This is a genomic window from Lentzea aerocolonigenes (genome assembly GCF_000955955.1).
GTDB lineage: Bacteria > Actinomycetota > Actinomycetes > Mycobacteriales > Pseudonocardiaceae > Lentzea > Lentzea aerocolonigenes_A.
On sequence record NZ_JYJG01000255.1, the window covers coordinates 1 to 15,170 of the forward strand.

Here is a 15,170-nt window from a genome sequence, read left to right on the forward strand (position 1 = left end):
CCGTCCCACTGAGCGTGAATCACCCACCAACGTTCCGGGCCACTAGCCCTTCATCCAGTGGTACTGCAGGTGCACCTCCCACGGCTTCGCGACGCGGTCGAGGAACATCAGGCTGTCCATCCGGCAGTTGCAGGCGTTGCCCTCGCGGTTGTTCTGCGGGTAGCTGCCGCCGATCTTGATGCCGCGCGGGTCGGTGGCCGTGGCCAGGTCGGGCTCCGGTGCGCCCTCCAGCTTCCACGGATCGCCCGCGACGACGTACTTGCCGTCGACGGGCTTTCCGTTGCGGTACAGGACCATCGCGCCGGTGTCGAAGTCGAACGTCGCCGCGAGGAACACCCATTCGTTCTGCGGCAACAGCTTCTGCCAGTCCTCAGCAGCCGCGAACGTTTGGGATTCGCCGCCGTCGATCCGACGGGCCAGGGCGACGAGCTTCAGCTGACCGTCGACCTGGATGAGTTCCAGCAAAGCACGCACGGTGTGGCCGTTGGAGTCGCCGGTGAGCACGCCCGCGAGACCGATCGCGCCGTAGAAGTCGGCGGGGTTGGCCGAGTTCGAGTTCGGGGCCGGGTTCTGGCCCGTCATCTTCACCCAGCCCATGATCGACGCCTCGCGCGTGCCGTTGAAGGCGCGCAGCGATGGCACGCCGGTTTCGCTGTACAGGCCCGCCTTCCAGTCGTCGTTGCCGGCGACCGTCGGGTTGACCTGCTTGAGCTGCAACGAGTTGCGGCTGCGCCAGAACGCGCCGTCCCGCACCCGCATGTCGCCGCCGCCGTTGATCAGCTGCAACGACGTGCCCGAGCGGCCGCTGTCCTGTTCCAAGGCCTTGTTCCCGCGCACCGGGTGTTCGAAGTCGTAGTACGACACCAGGTTGCGGGACAACGTCGGCAGGACCGTGCCGAACGTGGCCTGTGCGGGTGCGGCCAGGCCCACGAGAAACACCGCGGCCACACCGAGAACGAGCAGTCGTCTCATCACCGCACTCCCTTGCCCTGCACGCGCAGATCGCGCAGCCTGCCGATGTTGTCGAACGAGCCGAAACCGACGCGTCCGGAAGCAAACGTCTTGTCCACCGCGGTCATCAACGGGTACGGCGAGCCGTCCAGGTACACGGCGATCTCGCCGGTGTCAGCACAATGTCTGACCCGCACGCGATGCCACGCCGTGTCCTTCACCGCCGGCGCGGCGCCGACGGAACGTGCGGCGTCCCATTGATGGTCCAGGCGCAGGCGGTCGGCGTTGTTCACGACGAAGATGCCGTTGTGCGGGTAGATCGTGTTGTCGGACGAGAGATGTGCGTAGTAGAACTCGGTGTCCGACTTGTAGCCGAACACGATGATCACGTCCCGGTTGGACTCGGACACCGGCGTGTCGAGCCGCACGGACGCGTCGATCTGCACCGAGCCGAACGCCGGGCCCTTCTTCAGCACGGCGTACTCGAAGGGACGCCTGGGACCAGGACGTGCCACACCTGGTTGGGCCAGCACGACTTCACGGCCGGGGAACTGCCACAACGCGGGCGTCACGGGCTCCCACGAACGCGAACCGGTGGCGCCCGCCACGAAATCATGACCGGTGCGGCAGGAGGCGAAGGTGCGTGCACCCGTCACCTTCCAGATCTTGCCGTTCGCCTTGGCCAGCACGTAAAGCTCACCGGCGGCGTCCCGGCCGAAACGCAGATCCACTCGGTTCGGATCGTTGACCAGGGCCTTCAGAGTGGTCAGCTGACCGTTGACGTAGACCATCATCTCGCGGGTCGTGGCCATCGGTTTGCCGGTCCGCATCTCGCGTTCCTCGGCGTAGTAGATGAGGCCCTTCACGCCCTCGCCGTAGATGTACTTGCCGCGCAACGCAGGGATCTTCGAGCCGCGGTAGACGAAGCCGCCCATCAACGCGTTGCCGCTGTCCGCGCACGGCCGCGACGAGGCGAGCCGGTTGTGGTCGAACGCGGTCACGGGATAGGTGTAGCCGTACTTCTCGTCGTCGGGGGGCAGCGGGAACACACCACAGGACGGGTCGTTCTTCTTGTACGCCCAGAAGCCCTCTCGCTCGCTCCACCCCAGGTTGGCGCCCTTGCGGACCTCGTACACCGAGTCGACGGCCTTCTCGCCGATGTGGCCGAGGAACATCTTGTGCGAGCCGCCGGAGTCCCAGCTGAAGCGGTACGGATCACGCATGCCGTACGCGTAGATCTCACCCAGAGCGCCCGTGCGAGCGACGAACGGGTTCGAGCGCGGAATGCCGTACTGGCCGTTCACGCCGTTGCGACCGGCCGGGTCGATGCGCAGGATCTTGCCCTGCGGCAGCCCCAGGTCCTGCGGCACCGTGGTTGTGAGACCGATTCCGCCGTCCCCCGACGCCACGTAGAGCAGGTTGTGGTCCTCGTCCCACCAGTGCGCGTTCGGGTTGAAGCCGATCTCCTGGAACCCGTGGATGAACGACGCGTACCCGACGCGCAGGATCTCGCGGTGCGTGCCGGAGAAGACCGAAGCTCGCGGATCGGACGCCGTCCACTCGGTGATCACGCCGTGCACCTGCATGTCCGCGGGTGACGGCAGGTCGGGCTTCTTCGAGGTCAGCGCGGAACCGGTCTCGGTGTGCACGGTGTAGAACTTGCCGTTGCGCTTGAAGTTCGGGTGGAACGCGGCGAACCCGAAACCGCTGCCCAGTCCCTTGTGGTTGTGGAAGTCGGGGCCCACCACGGCACCCAGGTCCAGGAACACGTGCTGGACGCCGTGGTCGAGCAGGTAGAGCTTGCCGTTCATGTCCGGCACGAAGAGCCGCCCGGAACCGTCGGGCACCTCGCCGAGGTAGTTGATCCTGTTGTAGCGGCGCAGGCGCGCGTCGGTCGGCGGCGGAACCGGTTTCGACTCCGGCAGCTGCGCGACCTCGGTCAGCTCCAGGCCGATGCCCGACGCTCCTGGCGTGGGCAACGGGTCGGCGATCGGAGCATCCGACTGAGCCGATGCGATGGGCATGAACAACGCTGAGAGCACGAATGTCGTGACAGCCAACCGAGATAACCGTCTGTACATCCCCACCACCCTGTGGGCCAGGCCGTGGCAGCACGGCAGCGGAAAGCGCTTTCCAGATGCAGCGGCCCTCGGAATCTACCTAGCTGACAAGGTGGTTACAACCCCTCACCTCCGACCTTTGGTGACCCAGTCGTACTGTCCGCGCACTTCGTCGGCGGTCAGCGCGCGATCCAGGAACATGAGTCCGTCCAGACGACAGTTGCAGGCATTGGTTTCCTTGTTGTTCGCCGGGTGACTGCCGCCGATCTTGATTCCACGCGGGTTCGCCGCCGACGTCACATCCGGCTCAGGTGCTCCGATGACCTTCCACGGGTCGCCCTTGACCGCGTACGCGCCGTCGACCGGCTTGCCGTCGAGATACAACCCCACGGTGCCGTTGTCGAAGTCGAACGTCCCGGCCAGGAACACCCACTTCCCCTGCGGCAGCAGCGTCCTGAGGTCGGCCTTGGACACCCAGAACTGCTTGTCGCCGCCGTCGATCCGCCGTCCCAGTGCGATCAGCTTCATCCCGCCGTCGTGGTTCTCGGCCTCCAGCAACGCCCGCGCCGCATGCCCGTCGGAGTCACCGGACAGAATTCCCGCGAACCCGATGGCGCCGTAGAAATCGCCGGTACCGGAGGAGTTCGAGTTCCGCGCGGGTGCCTCGCCGGTGACCTTCACCCAGGTCATGATCGAGATGCCACGGGCCTTGCTGAACGCCTTCATCGACGCGACACCGGAAGTGCTGTAGAGGCCGGCCTTCCAGTCGTCGTTGCTCTTCTTGTTCGGCTGCACCTGCTTGAGCTGCAACGACGTCTTCGAGCCCGGGAACGCGCCGTCGGCCGTGCGCATCGCCGCACCGCCGTTGACCAACGAGATCGGCGTGCGCGAGTCGGCCCGGCCCTGGTCGTCCTCCTTCTTCGGGTCACTGGCCAGCGGGTGCTCGAAGTCGTAGTGGTCGACGAGAGCGGACGCGATGCCGGGGAACACCTCCGAGGGCGGTTCGGCCTGTGCCGGCGCCGCGCACGCGAGCACCAGGAGAAGTCCCGGCAGAGCTTTCCTCATCATTGGCCCTTCCCGCTGATCCTGAGGTCGGCGACGCGACCGATGTTGTCGAACGAACCGAACCCGACCCGCCCCGACTTCAAAACCGTGTTGGTCGCGGTCATCAACGGCTGCGAGGAGCCGTCCACGTACACCGCGATCACCCCGGTGTCGGTGCAGTGCGTGATGCGGACCTTGTGCCACTTCATGTCCGTCACGGCGGGCGGCGCGCCGACCGAGCCGTTCCACTGGTCGTCGATGCGCAGCCGGTCGGCGTTGTCGACCAGGAAGATCCCGTTGTGCGGGTAGATCTTGTTGTCGGACGACAGATGCGCGTAGTAGAACCGCGTGTCCGACTGGTACCCGAACACGATCACCACATCGCGATCCTTCTGCGAGACAGGCGTGTCCAGCCGTACCTGGGCGTCGATCGTCACGTTGCCGAACGCCGGCCCCTTGGTGACTACCGCGTACTCGTTGGGGCGTCGCGGACCAGGCCGGACCGAACCGGCTTTGGACAACACCACTTCGGTGCCGGGGAAGCGCCAACGCGAAGGCGTGACAGGCTTCCAGTCGCGGGCAGCGGTCACGCCGCTGACGACATCACTGCCCGGATCGCAGGCTTCCTGCGTCTGGATCGTCCCGGTGACCTTCCAGATCCTGCCGTTCGCCTTGGCCAGCACGTAGAGCTCGCCGGCCGCGTCCGTGCCGAACCGCAGGTCCACGCGACTCTTGCCGGTCAACGTCTTCAACGTCGTGCGCTTGCCGGCCGAGTCGTACACCGCGAGCTCGAACGTCTTCGCGATCGGCGCACCGGCCCGCATGTCCTTCTCGTCGGCGAAGTACAGCAGCCCCTTCACGCCCTCGCCGTAGATGTACTTGCCCTGCAAGGAAGGAATCGCCGTGCCGCGGTAGACGAAGCCGCCGATCAACGCGTTTCCGCTGTCCCCGCAACCACCGTTCGGCCGGTTGTGGTCGAAGCCCGCGACCGGATAGGTGTAGCCGAACTTCGCGTCGTCGGCGGGCAACGGGTAGAGCTGGCAGTTGGGATCGTTGCGGCGGTAGGTCAGATGGCCTTCCCGTTGCCCCCAGCCGAGGTTCGCGCCGGGCTTGACCTCGTAGACCGACTCGACGACCTTCTCGCCGATGTGCCCCAGGAACATCTTGTGCGTGCCACCGGTGTCCCAGCTGAACCGGTACGGGTCGCGCATGCCGATCGCGTACAGCTCGGCCAGCGCACCGGGCTTGCCCAGGAACGGGTTCGACGGCGGAATCCCGTACTTCTTGTTGCCGCTGCCGGATCCGGCCGGATCGATGCGCAGGATCTTGCCCTGAGGCACCTTCACGTCCTGCGGCACGTCCGAGCGGTAGCCGATGCCACCGTCACCGGTCGCCAGGTACAGCAGGCCGTCCGGGCCGAAGCCGATCTGCTGGAACCCGTGCAGGTACATCTCGAACCCGATGCGCAGCAGCTCACGCCGCGTGCCCGAGAACGTGGCGGCCTTGGGATCAGTGGCCGTCCACTCGGTGATCACGCCGTGCACCACCGCGTTCGACGACGACGGCAGGTCCGGCTTGCGGTTCTTCAGCGCGTCCTTGGCCTCGGTGTGCGCGGTGTAGAACTTGCCGTTCGTGGCGAACTGCGGGTGGAAGGCGACGAACCCGAACCCGCTGCCGAGGCCCTGGTGGTTGTGGAACGTCGAGCCGATCGTGGCGCGGACGTCGAGGTACGTGCGCTGCCCGCTGCCGTCACGCCCGAGCGTGTACAGCTTGCCGTTCATGTCCGGCACGAAGAACCGCCCGGAGCCGTCCGGGATCTCGCCGAGGTAGTTGATCCTGTTGTACTGCTTCAACCTGCTGTCCCCGGCGGCGGGCGTGGTCGACGACTGCGGCAGCCGCGCGATCTCCTGCAGCTTCACGCCGATGCCGGACGGTGCGGGCGTGGGCAGCGGATCGGCGACGGGACCGGCCTGAGCAGCGGCTTGTGGGACCAGAGAAGCCGCGGTCAGAGCAAGCGCGGCAATGACTGTGAGCGACCGTCCGGACATCGCACCACCTCGTGGGTCGGCTCTGGAAAGCGCTTACCACGCGGCGGCTTGCCAGACTTTACCCACGGGTGATGGGCCTCACAAGGGGGCTGTCATGCCCAGTCACGCGCTTGCGGCGAAGTAGTAGCCCGCCGCGAGCACCAGTGCGCCCATCGGGATCGCGAACGAGTACACGGACGGCTGCACCGGCGCCGACGCCAGCACGACCTCCTGCTTGCGTTCCGGCGGCAGCCACAGTCCCGTGAGGATCTTCATCCGGCCGAAGAACCCCAAGAGTCCGAAGAAGAGCACGAAGAGGCGGTTGACCGGCGGTATGTGCGGGATCAGCGGCGCCATGAACGCCCACGCGATGAACAGCAGCGCCGCCAGGACCGTTCGCACCGCCCACCCACCGGCGGTCAGCGAGCGGGTGGCCGTCCGCCGCACCAGGTTGACCACGACCAGCGCGAGCAAGCCGGTCACGATCGCGAGAGGGAGAGCGGTGAGAGGGCTCCTGGCGACGGCGAGGCCGAGCACCGGGGCGATGGTCAAGCCGAGCAGCAGCCGGGAGAACAGCAGGTAGCCGGTGATGTACTGGGGCGCGCGGAACCTGTCGACGTTCATCGGCACGGTGACGACGCCGCGTTCGGCGGGCTGCGCGGAGACCACCGTGCGCAGCAGCTCGTACAGCCCCTCCGGTTCCTGCTCGCGGAAGTCGAGCCACTGGTGGCGGCGCAGCTCGGCGTCGTCCTCCTCCAGCCGCACGCTCGTCGCCAGCACGAACACCGCGCGGTCACCGAACACCTCGTGTGCGCTGCGGATGAACTGGGCGGTCGTGCGGTTGCTGACCACGATGAACGCCAGTCCCGGCTCGGTCTGGTCCTGGGCGAACCCGGCGCTGTCACAGGTGCGGGCGATCAGCTGCGCGATCGGCATGTCGTCCTCGTGGCACCACACCCAGTAGCTCGCCGCCGCGCCGACACCGGGAGTCAGCTCCCGCAACGCGACGAACCTCGGGTGATAGGTGTCCCAGAGCCTGCCGAACTGACGGCGGCGCCTGCCCAGCCGCAACCCCTTGAGGCGCCCGCGGATGCGGTCGTCGCCCTTGCCGGTCGGCATCTCCAGGTGCACTGTCCGCGAACGCGAGACCAGCACCCGGCATGCCAGCGCGACCGCCCCGGCGACGAGATAAGGCCACTTCGGGCTGCCCGCGATCAGGGTTTCGATCAACGCGAACACCAGCGCGAACAGCGTCGCGGAGAATCCCTCCCGCAACGACCAGGGCGAGATCTTCCGCCTGGCCAGCCGGATCATGAGGGCGACCAGCCCCGCCGCGCTCAGGGCGTTCGTCAGCGCCAGCGCGAAGGCCAGCCTGGCCATCCCGGCGTGCACCGGCACGTACACCTGGCTGATCGCCCAGCCCAGCGTCGCACCGAGCGCCAGCACCAACGTGCAGAACACCAGCGACAACCACAACAGGCCCAGCTGCGGCGAGAGGGGGAACCGGCGTTTCCCGCGCGGTTCGACCCCTTCCGCCAGGCGCTGGGCTTCCGCGAAGAACCGGCCGCGCAGGTCGTACCGCGAGGTGAGCTCCGGCGGCAGTGCGGTGTCGTGGACCAACGCCACGTGCACCGGTTTGCCCTGGGAGAGCGCGCGCCGCCACTCCCCCGTGACCCATTTCGAGGCCATCGCGGCAGGTGAGGCCACCACCACGACGGCATCGGCCCGGTCGATCGCGGTGTTGATCGAGGTCTCCCAGTCGGTGCGCGGGCGCAGCTGCTCGACGTCGAACCAGACCTGCGCACCCGTGCCGGTGAGAACCGACGTCAGCGCCTCGGCCGCGTGGAAGTCGCGGCGCGAGTAGCTGACGAAGATCCGCACCCGATCAATCGTGCCCTGTTACCGCCCCCAGCAGGTCCCGAATGTGCGCGGTCGCCGTCGCGAACTCCGGACGGGCCATCGTCGCGGAGTAGTCGCGTTCGTCGGGCAGGTCGACCTCGATGACCTCCTTGACCACCGCGGGCCGTTGCGTCAGCACGATCACCCGGTTCGCCAGGTACACCGACTCCGCGATCGAGTGAGTCACCAGCAACACCGTCGTGCCGGTCTCCCGCCACACGCGGTGCAGCTCGACGTTCATCTGCTCACGCGTCAACGCGTCGAGCGCGCCGAACGGTTCGTCCATCAGCAGCACGCGCGGCTGATGCAGCAGCGCGCGGCACAACGCCACGCGCTGCTGCATGCCACCGGACAGCTCGTGCGGCAGGGCGTTCTCGAACCCCGAGAGTCCGGTCATTTCAATGAGCTCGTCGGCACGCTTGCCCGCCTCGGCCGAGTTCATGCCGCGCATCTCGGCCTGCAGCAGGATGTTCTTCCGCGCCGAACGCCACTCGAGCAACGCCGCCCGCTGGAACACGAACCCGATGTCGTGCCGGGGCCCGCGCACCTGCTCGCCCAGCAACGTCACCGAGCCCGCGCTTGGCTTCAGCAGCCCGGAAACCAGCTTCAGCAGCGTCGACTTGCCACACCCGGACGGCCCGACGATGGACACGAACTCGCCGGGCGCGACGTCGAGCGAGACCTGCTCGATCGCGGTGACCTCCGTGCGCTTCGAGTGGAAGCGCACGGCGACGTTGTCGATCTCGACCGCGGCAGTGGCGTTCAAGGTTCCGGTCATCCCTTCGGGGCAACGCTTTCTTCCCAGTACGCACCGGGCTCGGAGGCCTGCTTGATGATGCCGGTCTTCTGGAACGTGTCGATGGTCTTCTTCCAGTCGTCCGCGGAGTTGACGCCCGGCGCCTTGCCCTTCGTGGCATCGGTGTGCAGCAAGGTCAAAGTCGTCTTGAACTGCTCCAGCACGACCGTCGGCGACGGCAGCTGCTCGGCGGCGCCCTTCATCGACTCGGCCGCGGCGTCCGGTGCCTTCTCCGCGGCCGTCCACGCCTCCTGGGTGGCCGCCACCATCTTCTTCACGAGCTCGGGATCCTTCTGCAGCATGGACTTGCTCGTCAGCAGCCCGTTGCTGAAGTAGTTCAACCCGAACTCGGAGAACCGCAGGTAGCCGACGTCCTTGCCGGCCTTCTCCTTGATCGTCGGCCCCTGGTCGGACGCGAAGCCCAGCAACACGTCCGTACGGCCGGAGATGACCGCGGCCATCTTGCCCGAGGGGTCGATGTTCTGGATCGAGACGTCGGACTCCTGCATGCCGTTCTGCTTGAGGAAAGCGGGGAACGTCTTGGTCAGCGCGTCACCCGCGGTCGTCGCGACGGACTTGCCCTTGAGGTCCTCCGGCTTCTTGATGTTCTTCTCGGAGAAGAACTGCACGGAGGCGGGCGTCGTCTGCAGGAACACGCCGATGCTCTTCACCGGCACGCCCGTCTCGACCGCGGTGGCGAGCGAGGACGTGTCGGCCCAGCCGAAGTCCGTCTGCCCCGCACCCGTCGCCTGCACCGTCTTGCCCGATCCTTGGCCTGCCTGGATCTTCAGCTTGATGCCGTGCTTCTCGTAGATGCCCTGCTTGAGCCCGTAGTAGAACGGCGCGTGCTCGCCGTACGGGTACCAGTTGAGCGTCAGCGTGACCTCTTTGGCCTCATCGGGTTGCGCCGAGTTGCCGCCACCACCGCAGGCGGCGATCAGCACCATCGCGGGAAGTAAGCCTGCGAGCAGCTTCTTCATGACCCACCCTTCGCTAGAAGTGTTGTGACGGCGGCGCCACGCCTGCTGGAGTGCCACGGCAGCATCAGCTGTTCGGCGAGTTCGAGCAGGAGGAAGAGGAGGATGCCGACCACGGAGATGACGATCAGGCCTGCGAACAGCATCGGGGTGTCCATGTTGCCGTTGGCCTGCAGGATCACGTACCCGAGGCCTTCGTTGGAGCCGACGAACTCGCCGACCACGGCGCCGGTGACCGCGAGCGTGATGGCGACCTTGAGGCCTGCGAACAGGTGCGGCAGCGCGGCCGGGAAGCGGATCTTCGCGAACGTCTTGACCGGTCCGCCGCCCATCGTGGCCGCGAGCTCGAGCATCTCGGCGTCGACCGACTTGAGACCGGTCACCGTGGAGATCACGACCGGGAAGAACGCCATCAGCACGGCCACGACGACCTTGGGCTCGAAGCCGAAGCCGAGCCACACCACGAACAGCGGCGCGATGGCGATCTTGGGGATGACCTGCGCGAACAGCAGCACGGGGTACGCGGTGCTCTCGATGGTCCTCGAGTAGACCATCGCGACGGCCATCAGGACGCCGAGGACGCCCGCGACGACGAATCCGAGAATAGTCTCGTACGTGGTCACCCAGGTGTGACCCCAGAGGTAGGACCACTTGTCGACCAGCAGGTCGAAGGTCTTGCCCGGTGACGGCACGAGATAGGCCTCGACCAGGCCGGTGACGGTGATGAGGTGCCAGATCACGAGGCAGGCGGCGAGCAGCGCGGCCGGACGCCACGATCGCTCGGCAACGCCGCGCCAGCGGTCCCCCGAAACCGGTTTCACGAAGCTCCCTAGGTCGGAAAGCGCTTTCCCGTACGCTATGTCCGGTCCAACTGACCGGTCAAGGAGGAGGATCGATGCAGCTGGACCAGACCATTGAGAAAGTGGACGTCTACGCCGTGGCGCTGCCCACGATCCGGTCGTTCGGCGTATCAGGTGGCAGCATCGCCGTCGCAGGACATCCGAGCATTCGGGTGCTGGTCAAGGTCAGCGGCGGCGGGGTGCACGGATGGGGCGAGGCGACCCCGACTCCGGCGTGGACGTACGAGACGGCTGAATCGATCTTCACGACGATTTCCCGCTACCTGGCGCCAGCGATCATCGGGCAGCCGGTGTGGCAGCTGGACGGGGTCAGCCGCGTGTTCGACCGGACGATCAACCGCGGCTTCTCGATCGGCGCGCCGATCGCCAAGTCCGCCGTGGACGTCGCGTTGCACGACCTGGTCGGGCGCGCACTCGGGGTGCCACTCGGTGCGTTGTGGGGGCAACGGCGGTGCGAGGAGATCCAGCTGGCGTGGATCGTGTCCGGCCAGACGCCCGCCGAGGTGGCTTCGTGTGTCGAGGAAGGGTTCAGCGAGGGCTACCAGGCGTTCAAGGTCAAGATCGGGCTGCACGACGAGCGCACCGACCTCGACGTCGTCCGCGCGGTCCGCGAGTGCGCGCCTGAGGCTCCGTTGTGGGTGGACGCGAACCAGGCCTACACGGTCGATCAGGCCTTGCGGACTGCCAGGAAGCTCGAGGAGTTCGACGTGTTCGCGTTCGAACAACCGTTGCCCGCCAACGATGTCGCCGGGCAACGACGGTTGCGCGCCGCCTCTCCCCTGCCGGTCGCACTGGACGAGAGCCTGCGCCATCCCAGTGATCTGGCGACGTTCGTGAAGCTGGACGCCATCGATGTCGCGGTTGCCAAGGTGCAGCGGTCGGGCGGCCTCATGCTGTCACGACGCTTGTGTCAGCTAGCGGAGGACTGCGGGGTGAGGCTTCTCGGTTCCGGGCTCACGGATTCCGACGTGGGGCTGGCCGCGTCGCTGCACCTGTTCGCCGCGCACGGAATCAGCGGGCCGGCGGACCTCAACGGACGCCAGTTCATCTCCTCGCCGTACGCCGGCGGGATCACGGTCAAGAACGGCATGGCTCAGGTGCCGGACGGGCCGGGCCTCGGCATCGAGGTGGACGAGAAGGTCGTTCAGGAGCTGTCGATCGAGCTGTAGGTGTTGCCTGCGTGGTCACGGCCGCGAGCGAGGTAGATCCCGCGCTCGCCGGTCTTGAGGAAGCGGACGGTCGTGGGCATGTACCGCATGGTGTAGCCGCAGCGCCGCGACGTGCTGCGGTTCGGCGGGCTGCCGTGCACCAGCATCGCCGAGTGGATGCTGCACGCGCCGCGTTCCAGCTCCACGTCGACCGCTTTCGACTCGTCGACCGAGGTCTCCTGGTTGAAGAACGAGTCCGCGTTGCGCACGTGCTCGGCAGGCGCGAGGTGGCTGCCCGGGATCACGCGCAGGCAGCCGTTTTCCACCGTGCTGGGGTCGATGGCGAGCCAGACGGTGATCGCGTCGCCCGCCGGCGAGATGGTGTCGCGCCAGAAGTGTGCGTCCTGGTGCCAGGGCACGGGTTTGCCGTCCCCGGCGGGCTTGCAGATGAAGTGGGACGAGAAGAGCGCGATGTCCGGGCCGATCAGCGACTCGACGAGGTCCAGCACGTCCGGGTCCAGCAGCCACTCGAACAGCGCCGGGTCGGTCAGGTGCGGCACGTCCATGTGCTCGGGGCGCTGGCCTTCCGGCAAGGCTGCCAGCTTGGCCTCGAAATGTGCCGCCAGGGCCTCGAACTTGGCCGGGGCGAGCACGCTGGAGTGCGTCTCGTAGCCGTCGGTCTGGAACATCGCGTCACCTCACGAGTAGGCCGGTCTCCTTGTCGTAGCGCAGAACGCGGGCGGCAGGGGCGTCCACGGTCACAGTGGTGCCGATCGCCGGCTCGGCGTCCTCCGGCACGATGTAGCCGATCTGGTCCTCGCCGCAGTCCAGCGTCACCAGCGACGTGACACCGAGGTTCTCCACAATGGACACCGAACCGGTGAACAACCCCTCGGCAGCAGGCGCCAGGTACTCCGGGCGGACGCCGATGATCTGGGAGTCGCGCGGCACCAGGTTCATGGGCGTCGAGCCGATGAAGTTCGCGACGAACGTGTCCGCCGGCCGTTGGAAGACCTCGCGCGGCGTGCCGAGCTGGCGGATCCGGCCCGCGTCCATCACCGCGATCCGGTCGGCCAACGCCAGCGCCTCGGCCTGGTCGTGCGTCACGAACACGGTCGTCAAAGCAAGTTCGCGTTGCAGCTTCTTGAGGAACGTCCGCGCTTCCAACCGCAGCCGGGCGTCCAAATTGGACAGCGGCTCATCCAGGAGCAGCACCTCGGCCGAGGCCGCGACCGCACGAGCGAGAGCCGCCCGTTGCTGCTGACCACCGGAAAGCTGACCGGGCCGCCGATCCAGCAGTGCACCCAGCGACAGCCCGCCCGCGGTCCTGACAGCCGTCTCCTGCTGCACCGACTTCGCGGCGCCCCGCACCCGCAACGGATAGGCGATGTTCTCGGCGACCGTCATGTGCGGGAACAACGCGTAGTCCTGGAAGACCATCGCGACCCGGCGATCACCGGGCTGCAACCGCGTGACGTCACGCGAGCCGATCGAGACCGCTCCCCCGGAGGCGCCTTCCAAACCGGCGATCGTGCGCAGCAGCGTGGTTTTGCCGCAGCCCGACGGGCCGAGCAGGGCGAACAGTTCGCCGTCGGAGATCGAGAGGTCCAGCGCGTCCACCGCCCGCACCCCGTTGGGGTAGACGGTGGACAGACCCTCCACAGTGATGGCCGCCATCAGCTCTTGATGCCTCCGTGGAATCGGAACCCGTACCGCTTGCTCACGAACAGGTACAGCACGACCACCGGGATCGAGTACAGCAGCGAGAACACCGGGATCACCGTCAGGTTGGCGCTGCCGCCCTCGTCGTACAGGGTGCGCAGCAGCACCGCCGCCGGCTGCTGGCCGACGTCGCGCAACAGCAGGAACGGCAGCAGGAAGTTGCCCCAGGCGTTGACGAACGCCCACACGAAGATCGTCGCGACACCGGGCCGCGCGACCGGCAGCACGACGTGGCTCAGCACCTGCCGCGGCGAGGCACCGAACACCCGCGCCGACTCCTCGTACGACCGCGGCACGGCGTCCATGAAGTCCTTGAGGATGAAGATGGCGGCCGGGAGCATGCCGCCCGCGATCACCAGCGCCGTGCCGAACTGCGAGTTGATCAGGCCGAGCTGCAGCATCATCACGAAGATCGGCACCATCGCGGCCGTGCCGGTCACCACGCTCGAAAGCAGCAACAGCAAGTACAGCAACAGATCCCTGCCGGGCATCCGCACCCGTGACAACGCATAAGCCGCCAAGGCCGCCAGCACCGTCGTCACGACAGTCGCGATCGCGCACAGGATCAACGAGTTCACCAGCGACGACAACGTGTACGGGTGGGCGAAGGTCGCGGAGACGTTCGAGAAGGTCCAGTCCGGCCAGCGCAGACCAAGCCCGGGCTTCGAGTCGAACGGCGCGGAGGCCAGCCACAGCATCGGCACCGCGAAGAACGCCAGCACCACCGTGATCAGCACGTAGAAGCCGATCCTGCGCACGATCCACAGAGGACTCATGCCCGCCTCCGCAGCAACCTCAGGTACACCAGTGCGATCACCAGGTTGCCGACCAGCAGCAGCATCGACATCGCCGACGCGTAGCCGAGCTGCCCACCCTCCAGCGCCTGCCGGTAGATCAGCACCGGTAGCACCTCGGACTGGTGGTTCGGCCCGCCGGATGTCAGCAGGAACGGCGTGAAGTCGTTGGCCGTCCACAGGCTGATCAGCAGGGTGTTGGTCAGCACGTGCCCGCGGATGTGCGGGAACACGACGTCCCGCACGGTCTGCCAGCCCGACGCCCCCACCAGCCGCGCGGTCTCCAGCTGCGACGGCGGCACCGCGGCCAGCGCAGACGTGTAGAGCAGCATCGAGAACGCCGTGCCGCGCCAGATGTTGAAGATGATCAGGCTGGTCATCGGGTACTGCACCAGCCACGACGTCTCCGGCGAGCCGAGCAGCAGCCCCAGCGTGCCGGTGTCGCGGCTCAGCACCGCGAACCACAGGAATGCCACGACCGTGCTCGGCAGAATCCACGACAGCAGCACCAGGCCCTCGGTCGTGCGCCGCAACCACGGGCTGACCGACCGCAGCAGCCACGCCAGCGCGAAGCCGAGCAGGTTCTGCCCGATCACCGCCGAGAACAGCACGAACAACGCCGTCAGCCACAGCGAGTTGGTGAACAGCGGGTCGCGCACCGCCTCGACGACGTTGTCCAGCCCGACGACCTGCGGGCTGGCCGCCGCGGGCCCGGTGAGCTGGTAGTTCGTGATGCCGATGTACAGCGTCCAGAGCGCGGGGAACACGAGGAAGAGCCCGATGAGCGCCAGTGCGGGGGCGACGAAGGCAACGGCACGCCGGACGCCGAGCCCCGAGCTATCCATCGCGCCGCCTGCTGTTGGGGGGTCTGCAAGTACCACCAACTCCGAGT

At 67.2% G+C, this 15,170-nt stretch carries 13 protein-coding genes; 1 reads left to right on the plus strand and 12 read right to left on the minus strand.

Going from position 1 to position 15,170, the window contains the following annotated elements; all coding sequences use genetic code 11:
* Positions 1-42 precede the first annotated feature (42 nt).
* The 8 genes from UK23_RS30100 to UK23_RS30135 all read right to left on the minus strand — a co-directional run bounded on the left by UK23_RS30100 (position 43) and on the right by UK23_RS30135 (position 10,575).
* Positions 43-972 (minus strand): LamG-like jellyroll fold domain-containing protein, encoded by a 930-nt coding sequence (locus UK23_RS30100; RefSeq protein WP_045315059.1) that lies wholly within the window; start codon positions 970-972, stop codon positions 43-45.
* On the minus strand, positions 972-2,975 hold the full coding sequence (locus UK23_RS30105; RefSeq protein ID WP_045315071.1) for a PQQ-dependent sugar dehydrogenase: 2,004 nt from the start codon (positions 2,973-2,975) through the stop codon (positions 972-974). Before UK23_RS30105 ends, UK23_RS30100 begins: the two co-directional genes overlap by 1 nt.
* Positions 2,976-3,137: 162 nt before the next feature.
* On the minus strand, positions 3,138-4,076 hold the full coding sequence (locus tag UK23_RS30110; RefSeq protein ID WP_052685189.1) for a LamG-like jellyroll fold domain-containing protein: 939 nt from the start codon (positions 4,074-4,076) through the stop codon (positions 3,138-3,140).
* Positions 4,076-6,103 carry a PQQ-dependent sugar dehydrogenase gene (locus tag UK23_RS30115; RefSeq protein WP_045315061.1) on the minus strand — a complete coding sequence of 676 codons (2,028 nt, stop codon included), beginning with the start codon at positions 6,101-6,103 and terminating at the stop codon, positions 4,076-4,078. The genes UK23_RS30110 and UK23_RS30115 overlap by 1 nt, the downstream gene beginning before the upstream one ends.
* A gap of 102 nt (positions 6,104-6,205) precedes the next feature.
* The gene (locus UK23_RS30120) at positions 6,206-7,963 is read right to left on the minus strand and encodes a toll/interleukin-1 receptor domain-containing protein (protein ID WP_045315062.1); all 1,758 of its coding nucleotides are present in this window, start codon (positions 7,961-7,963) and stop codon (positions 6,206-6,208) included.
* Between the two features lie 4 nt (positions 7,964-7,967).
* On the minus strand, positions 7,968-8,759 hold the full coding sequence (locus tag UK23_RS30125) for an ABC transporter ATP-binding protein (RefSeq protein ID WP_045315063.1): 792 nt from the start codon (positions 8,757-8,759) through the stop codon (positions 7,968-7,970).
* Positions 8,756-9,757 (minus strand): ABC transporter substrate-binding protein, encoded by a 1,002-nt coding sequence (locus UK23_RS30130; RefSeq protein WP_045315064.1) that lies wholly within the window; start codon positions 9,755-9,757, stop codon positions 8,756-8,758. The genes UK23_RS30125 and UK23_RS30130 overlap by 4 nt, the downstream gene beginning before the upstream one ends.
* Positions 9,754-10,575, minus strand: a complete 822-nt coding sequence (locus tag UK23_RS30135; RefSeq protein ID WP_231114741.1) for an ABC transporter permease — start codon at positions 10,573-10,575, stop codon at positions 9,754-9,756. Before UK23_RS30135 ends, UK23_RS30130 begins: the two co-directional genes overlap by 4 nt.
* A 74-nt stretch (positions 10,576-10,649) precedes the next feature.
* Between UK23_RS30135 and UK23_RS30140 the strand changes: the two genes are divergently transcribed.
* Entirely contained in the window at positions 10,650-11,783 is a 1,134-nt protein-coding gene (locus UK23_RS30140) for a mandelate racemase/muconate lactonizing enzyme family protein (RefSeq protein WP_045315066.1), read from the plus strand.
* Here UK23_RS30140 and UK23_RS30145 read toward each other — a convergent pair.
* The 4 genes from UK23_RS30145 to UK23_RS30160 all read right to left on the minus strand — a co-directional run.
* Positions 11,759-12,451 (minus strand): phytanoyl-CoA dioxygenase family protein, encoded by a 693-nt coding sequence (locus UK23_RS30145; RefSeq protein ID WP_045315067.1) that lies wholly within the window; start codon positions 12,449-12,451, stop codon positions 11,759-11,761. The two genes, UK23_RS30140 and UK23_RS30145, sit on opposite strands and share 25 nt — an antisense overlap.
* 4 nt (positions 12,452-12,455) lie before the next feature.
* Entirely contained in the window at positions 12,456-13,439 is a 984-nt protein-coding gene (locus tag UK23_RS30150) for an ABC transporter ATP-binding protein (protein ID WP_045315068.1), read from the minus strand.
* Positions 13,439-14,260: a carbohydrate ABC transporter permease gene (locus UK23_RS30155; RefSeq protein ID WP_045315069.1), complete on the minus strand. Its 822-nt coding sequence runs from the start codon at positions 14,258-14,260 to the stop codon at positions 13,439-13,441. Before UK23_RS30155 ends, UK23_RS30150 begins: the two co-directional genes overlap by 1 nt.
* Positions 14,257-15,170 (minus strand): carbohydrate ABC transporter permease (locus UK23_RS30160; protein ID WP_231114742.1); only part of this gene is annotated, 914 nt, incomplete at its 5' end. The genes UK23_RS30155 and UK23_RS30160, both read right to left, overlap by 4 nt.

Excerpts from the sequence above, each read along its gene's own strand:
- UK23_RS30105 (WP_045315071.1), bottom strand. The coding sequence starts at position 2,975 with ATGCCCATCGCATCGGCTCAGTCGGATGCTCCGATCGCCGACCCGTTG.
- UK23_RS30150 (WP_045315068.1), bottom strand. The coding sequence starts at position 13,439 with ATGGCGGCCATCACTGTGGAGGGTCTGTCCACCGTCTACCCCAACGGG.
- UK23_RS30125 (WP_045315063.1), bottom strand. The coding sequence starts at position 8,759 with ATGACCGGAACCTTGAACGCCACTGCCGCGGTCGAGATCGACAACGTC.
- UK23_RS30110 (WP_052685189.1), bottom strand. The coding sequence starts at position 4,076 with ATGAGGAAAGCTCTGCCGGGACTTCTCCTGGTGCTCGCGTGCGCGGCG.
- UK23_RS30130 (WP_045315064.1), bottom strand. The coding sequence starts at position 9,757 with ATGAAGAAGCTGCTCGCAGGCTTACTTCCCGCGATGGTGCTGATCGCC.
- UK23_RS30155 (WP_045315069.1), bottom strand. The coding sequence starts at position 14,260 with ATGAGTCCTCTGTGGATCGTGCGCAGGATCGGCTTCTACGTGCTGATC.
- UK23_RS30100 (WP_045315059.1), bottom strand. The coding sequence starts at position 972 with ATGAGACGACTGCTCGTTCTCGGTGTGGCCGCGGTGTTTCTCGTGGGC.
- UK23_RS30145 (WP_045315067.1), bottom strand. The coding sequence starts at position 12,451 with ATGTTCCAGACCGACGGCTACGAGACGCACTCCAGCGTGCTCGCCCCG.
- UK23_RS30140 (WP_045315066.1), top strand. The coding sequence starts at position 10,650 with ATGCAGCTGGACCAGACCATTGAGAAAGTGGACGTCTACGCCGTGGCG.
- UK23_RS30115 (WP_045315061.1), bottom strand. The coding sequence starts at position 6,103 with ATGTCCGGACGGTCGCTCACAGTCATTGCCGCGCTTGCTCTGACCGCG.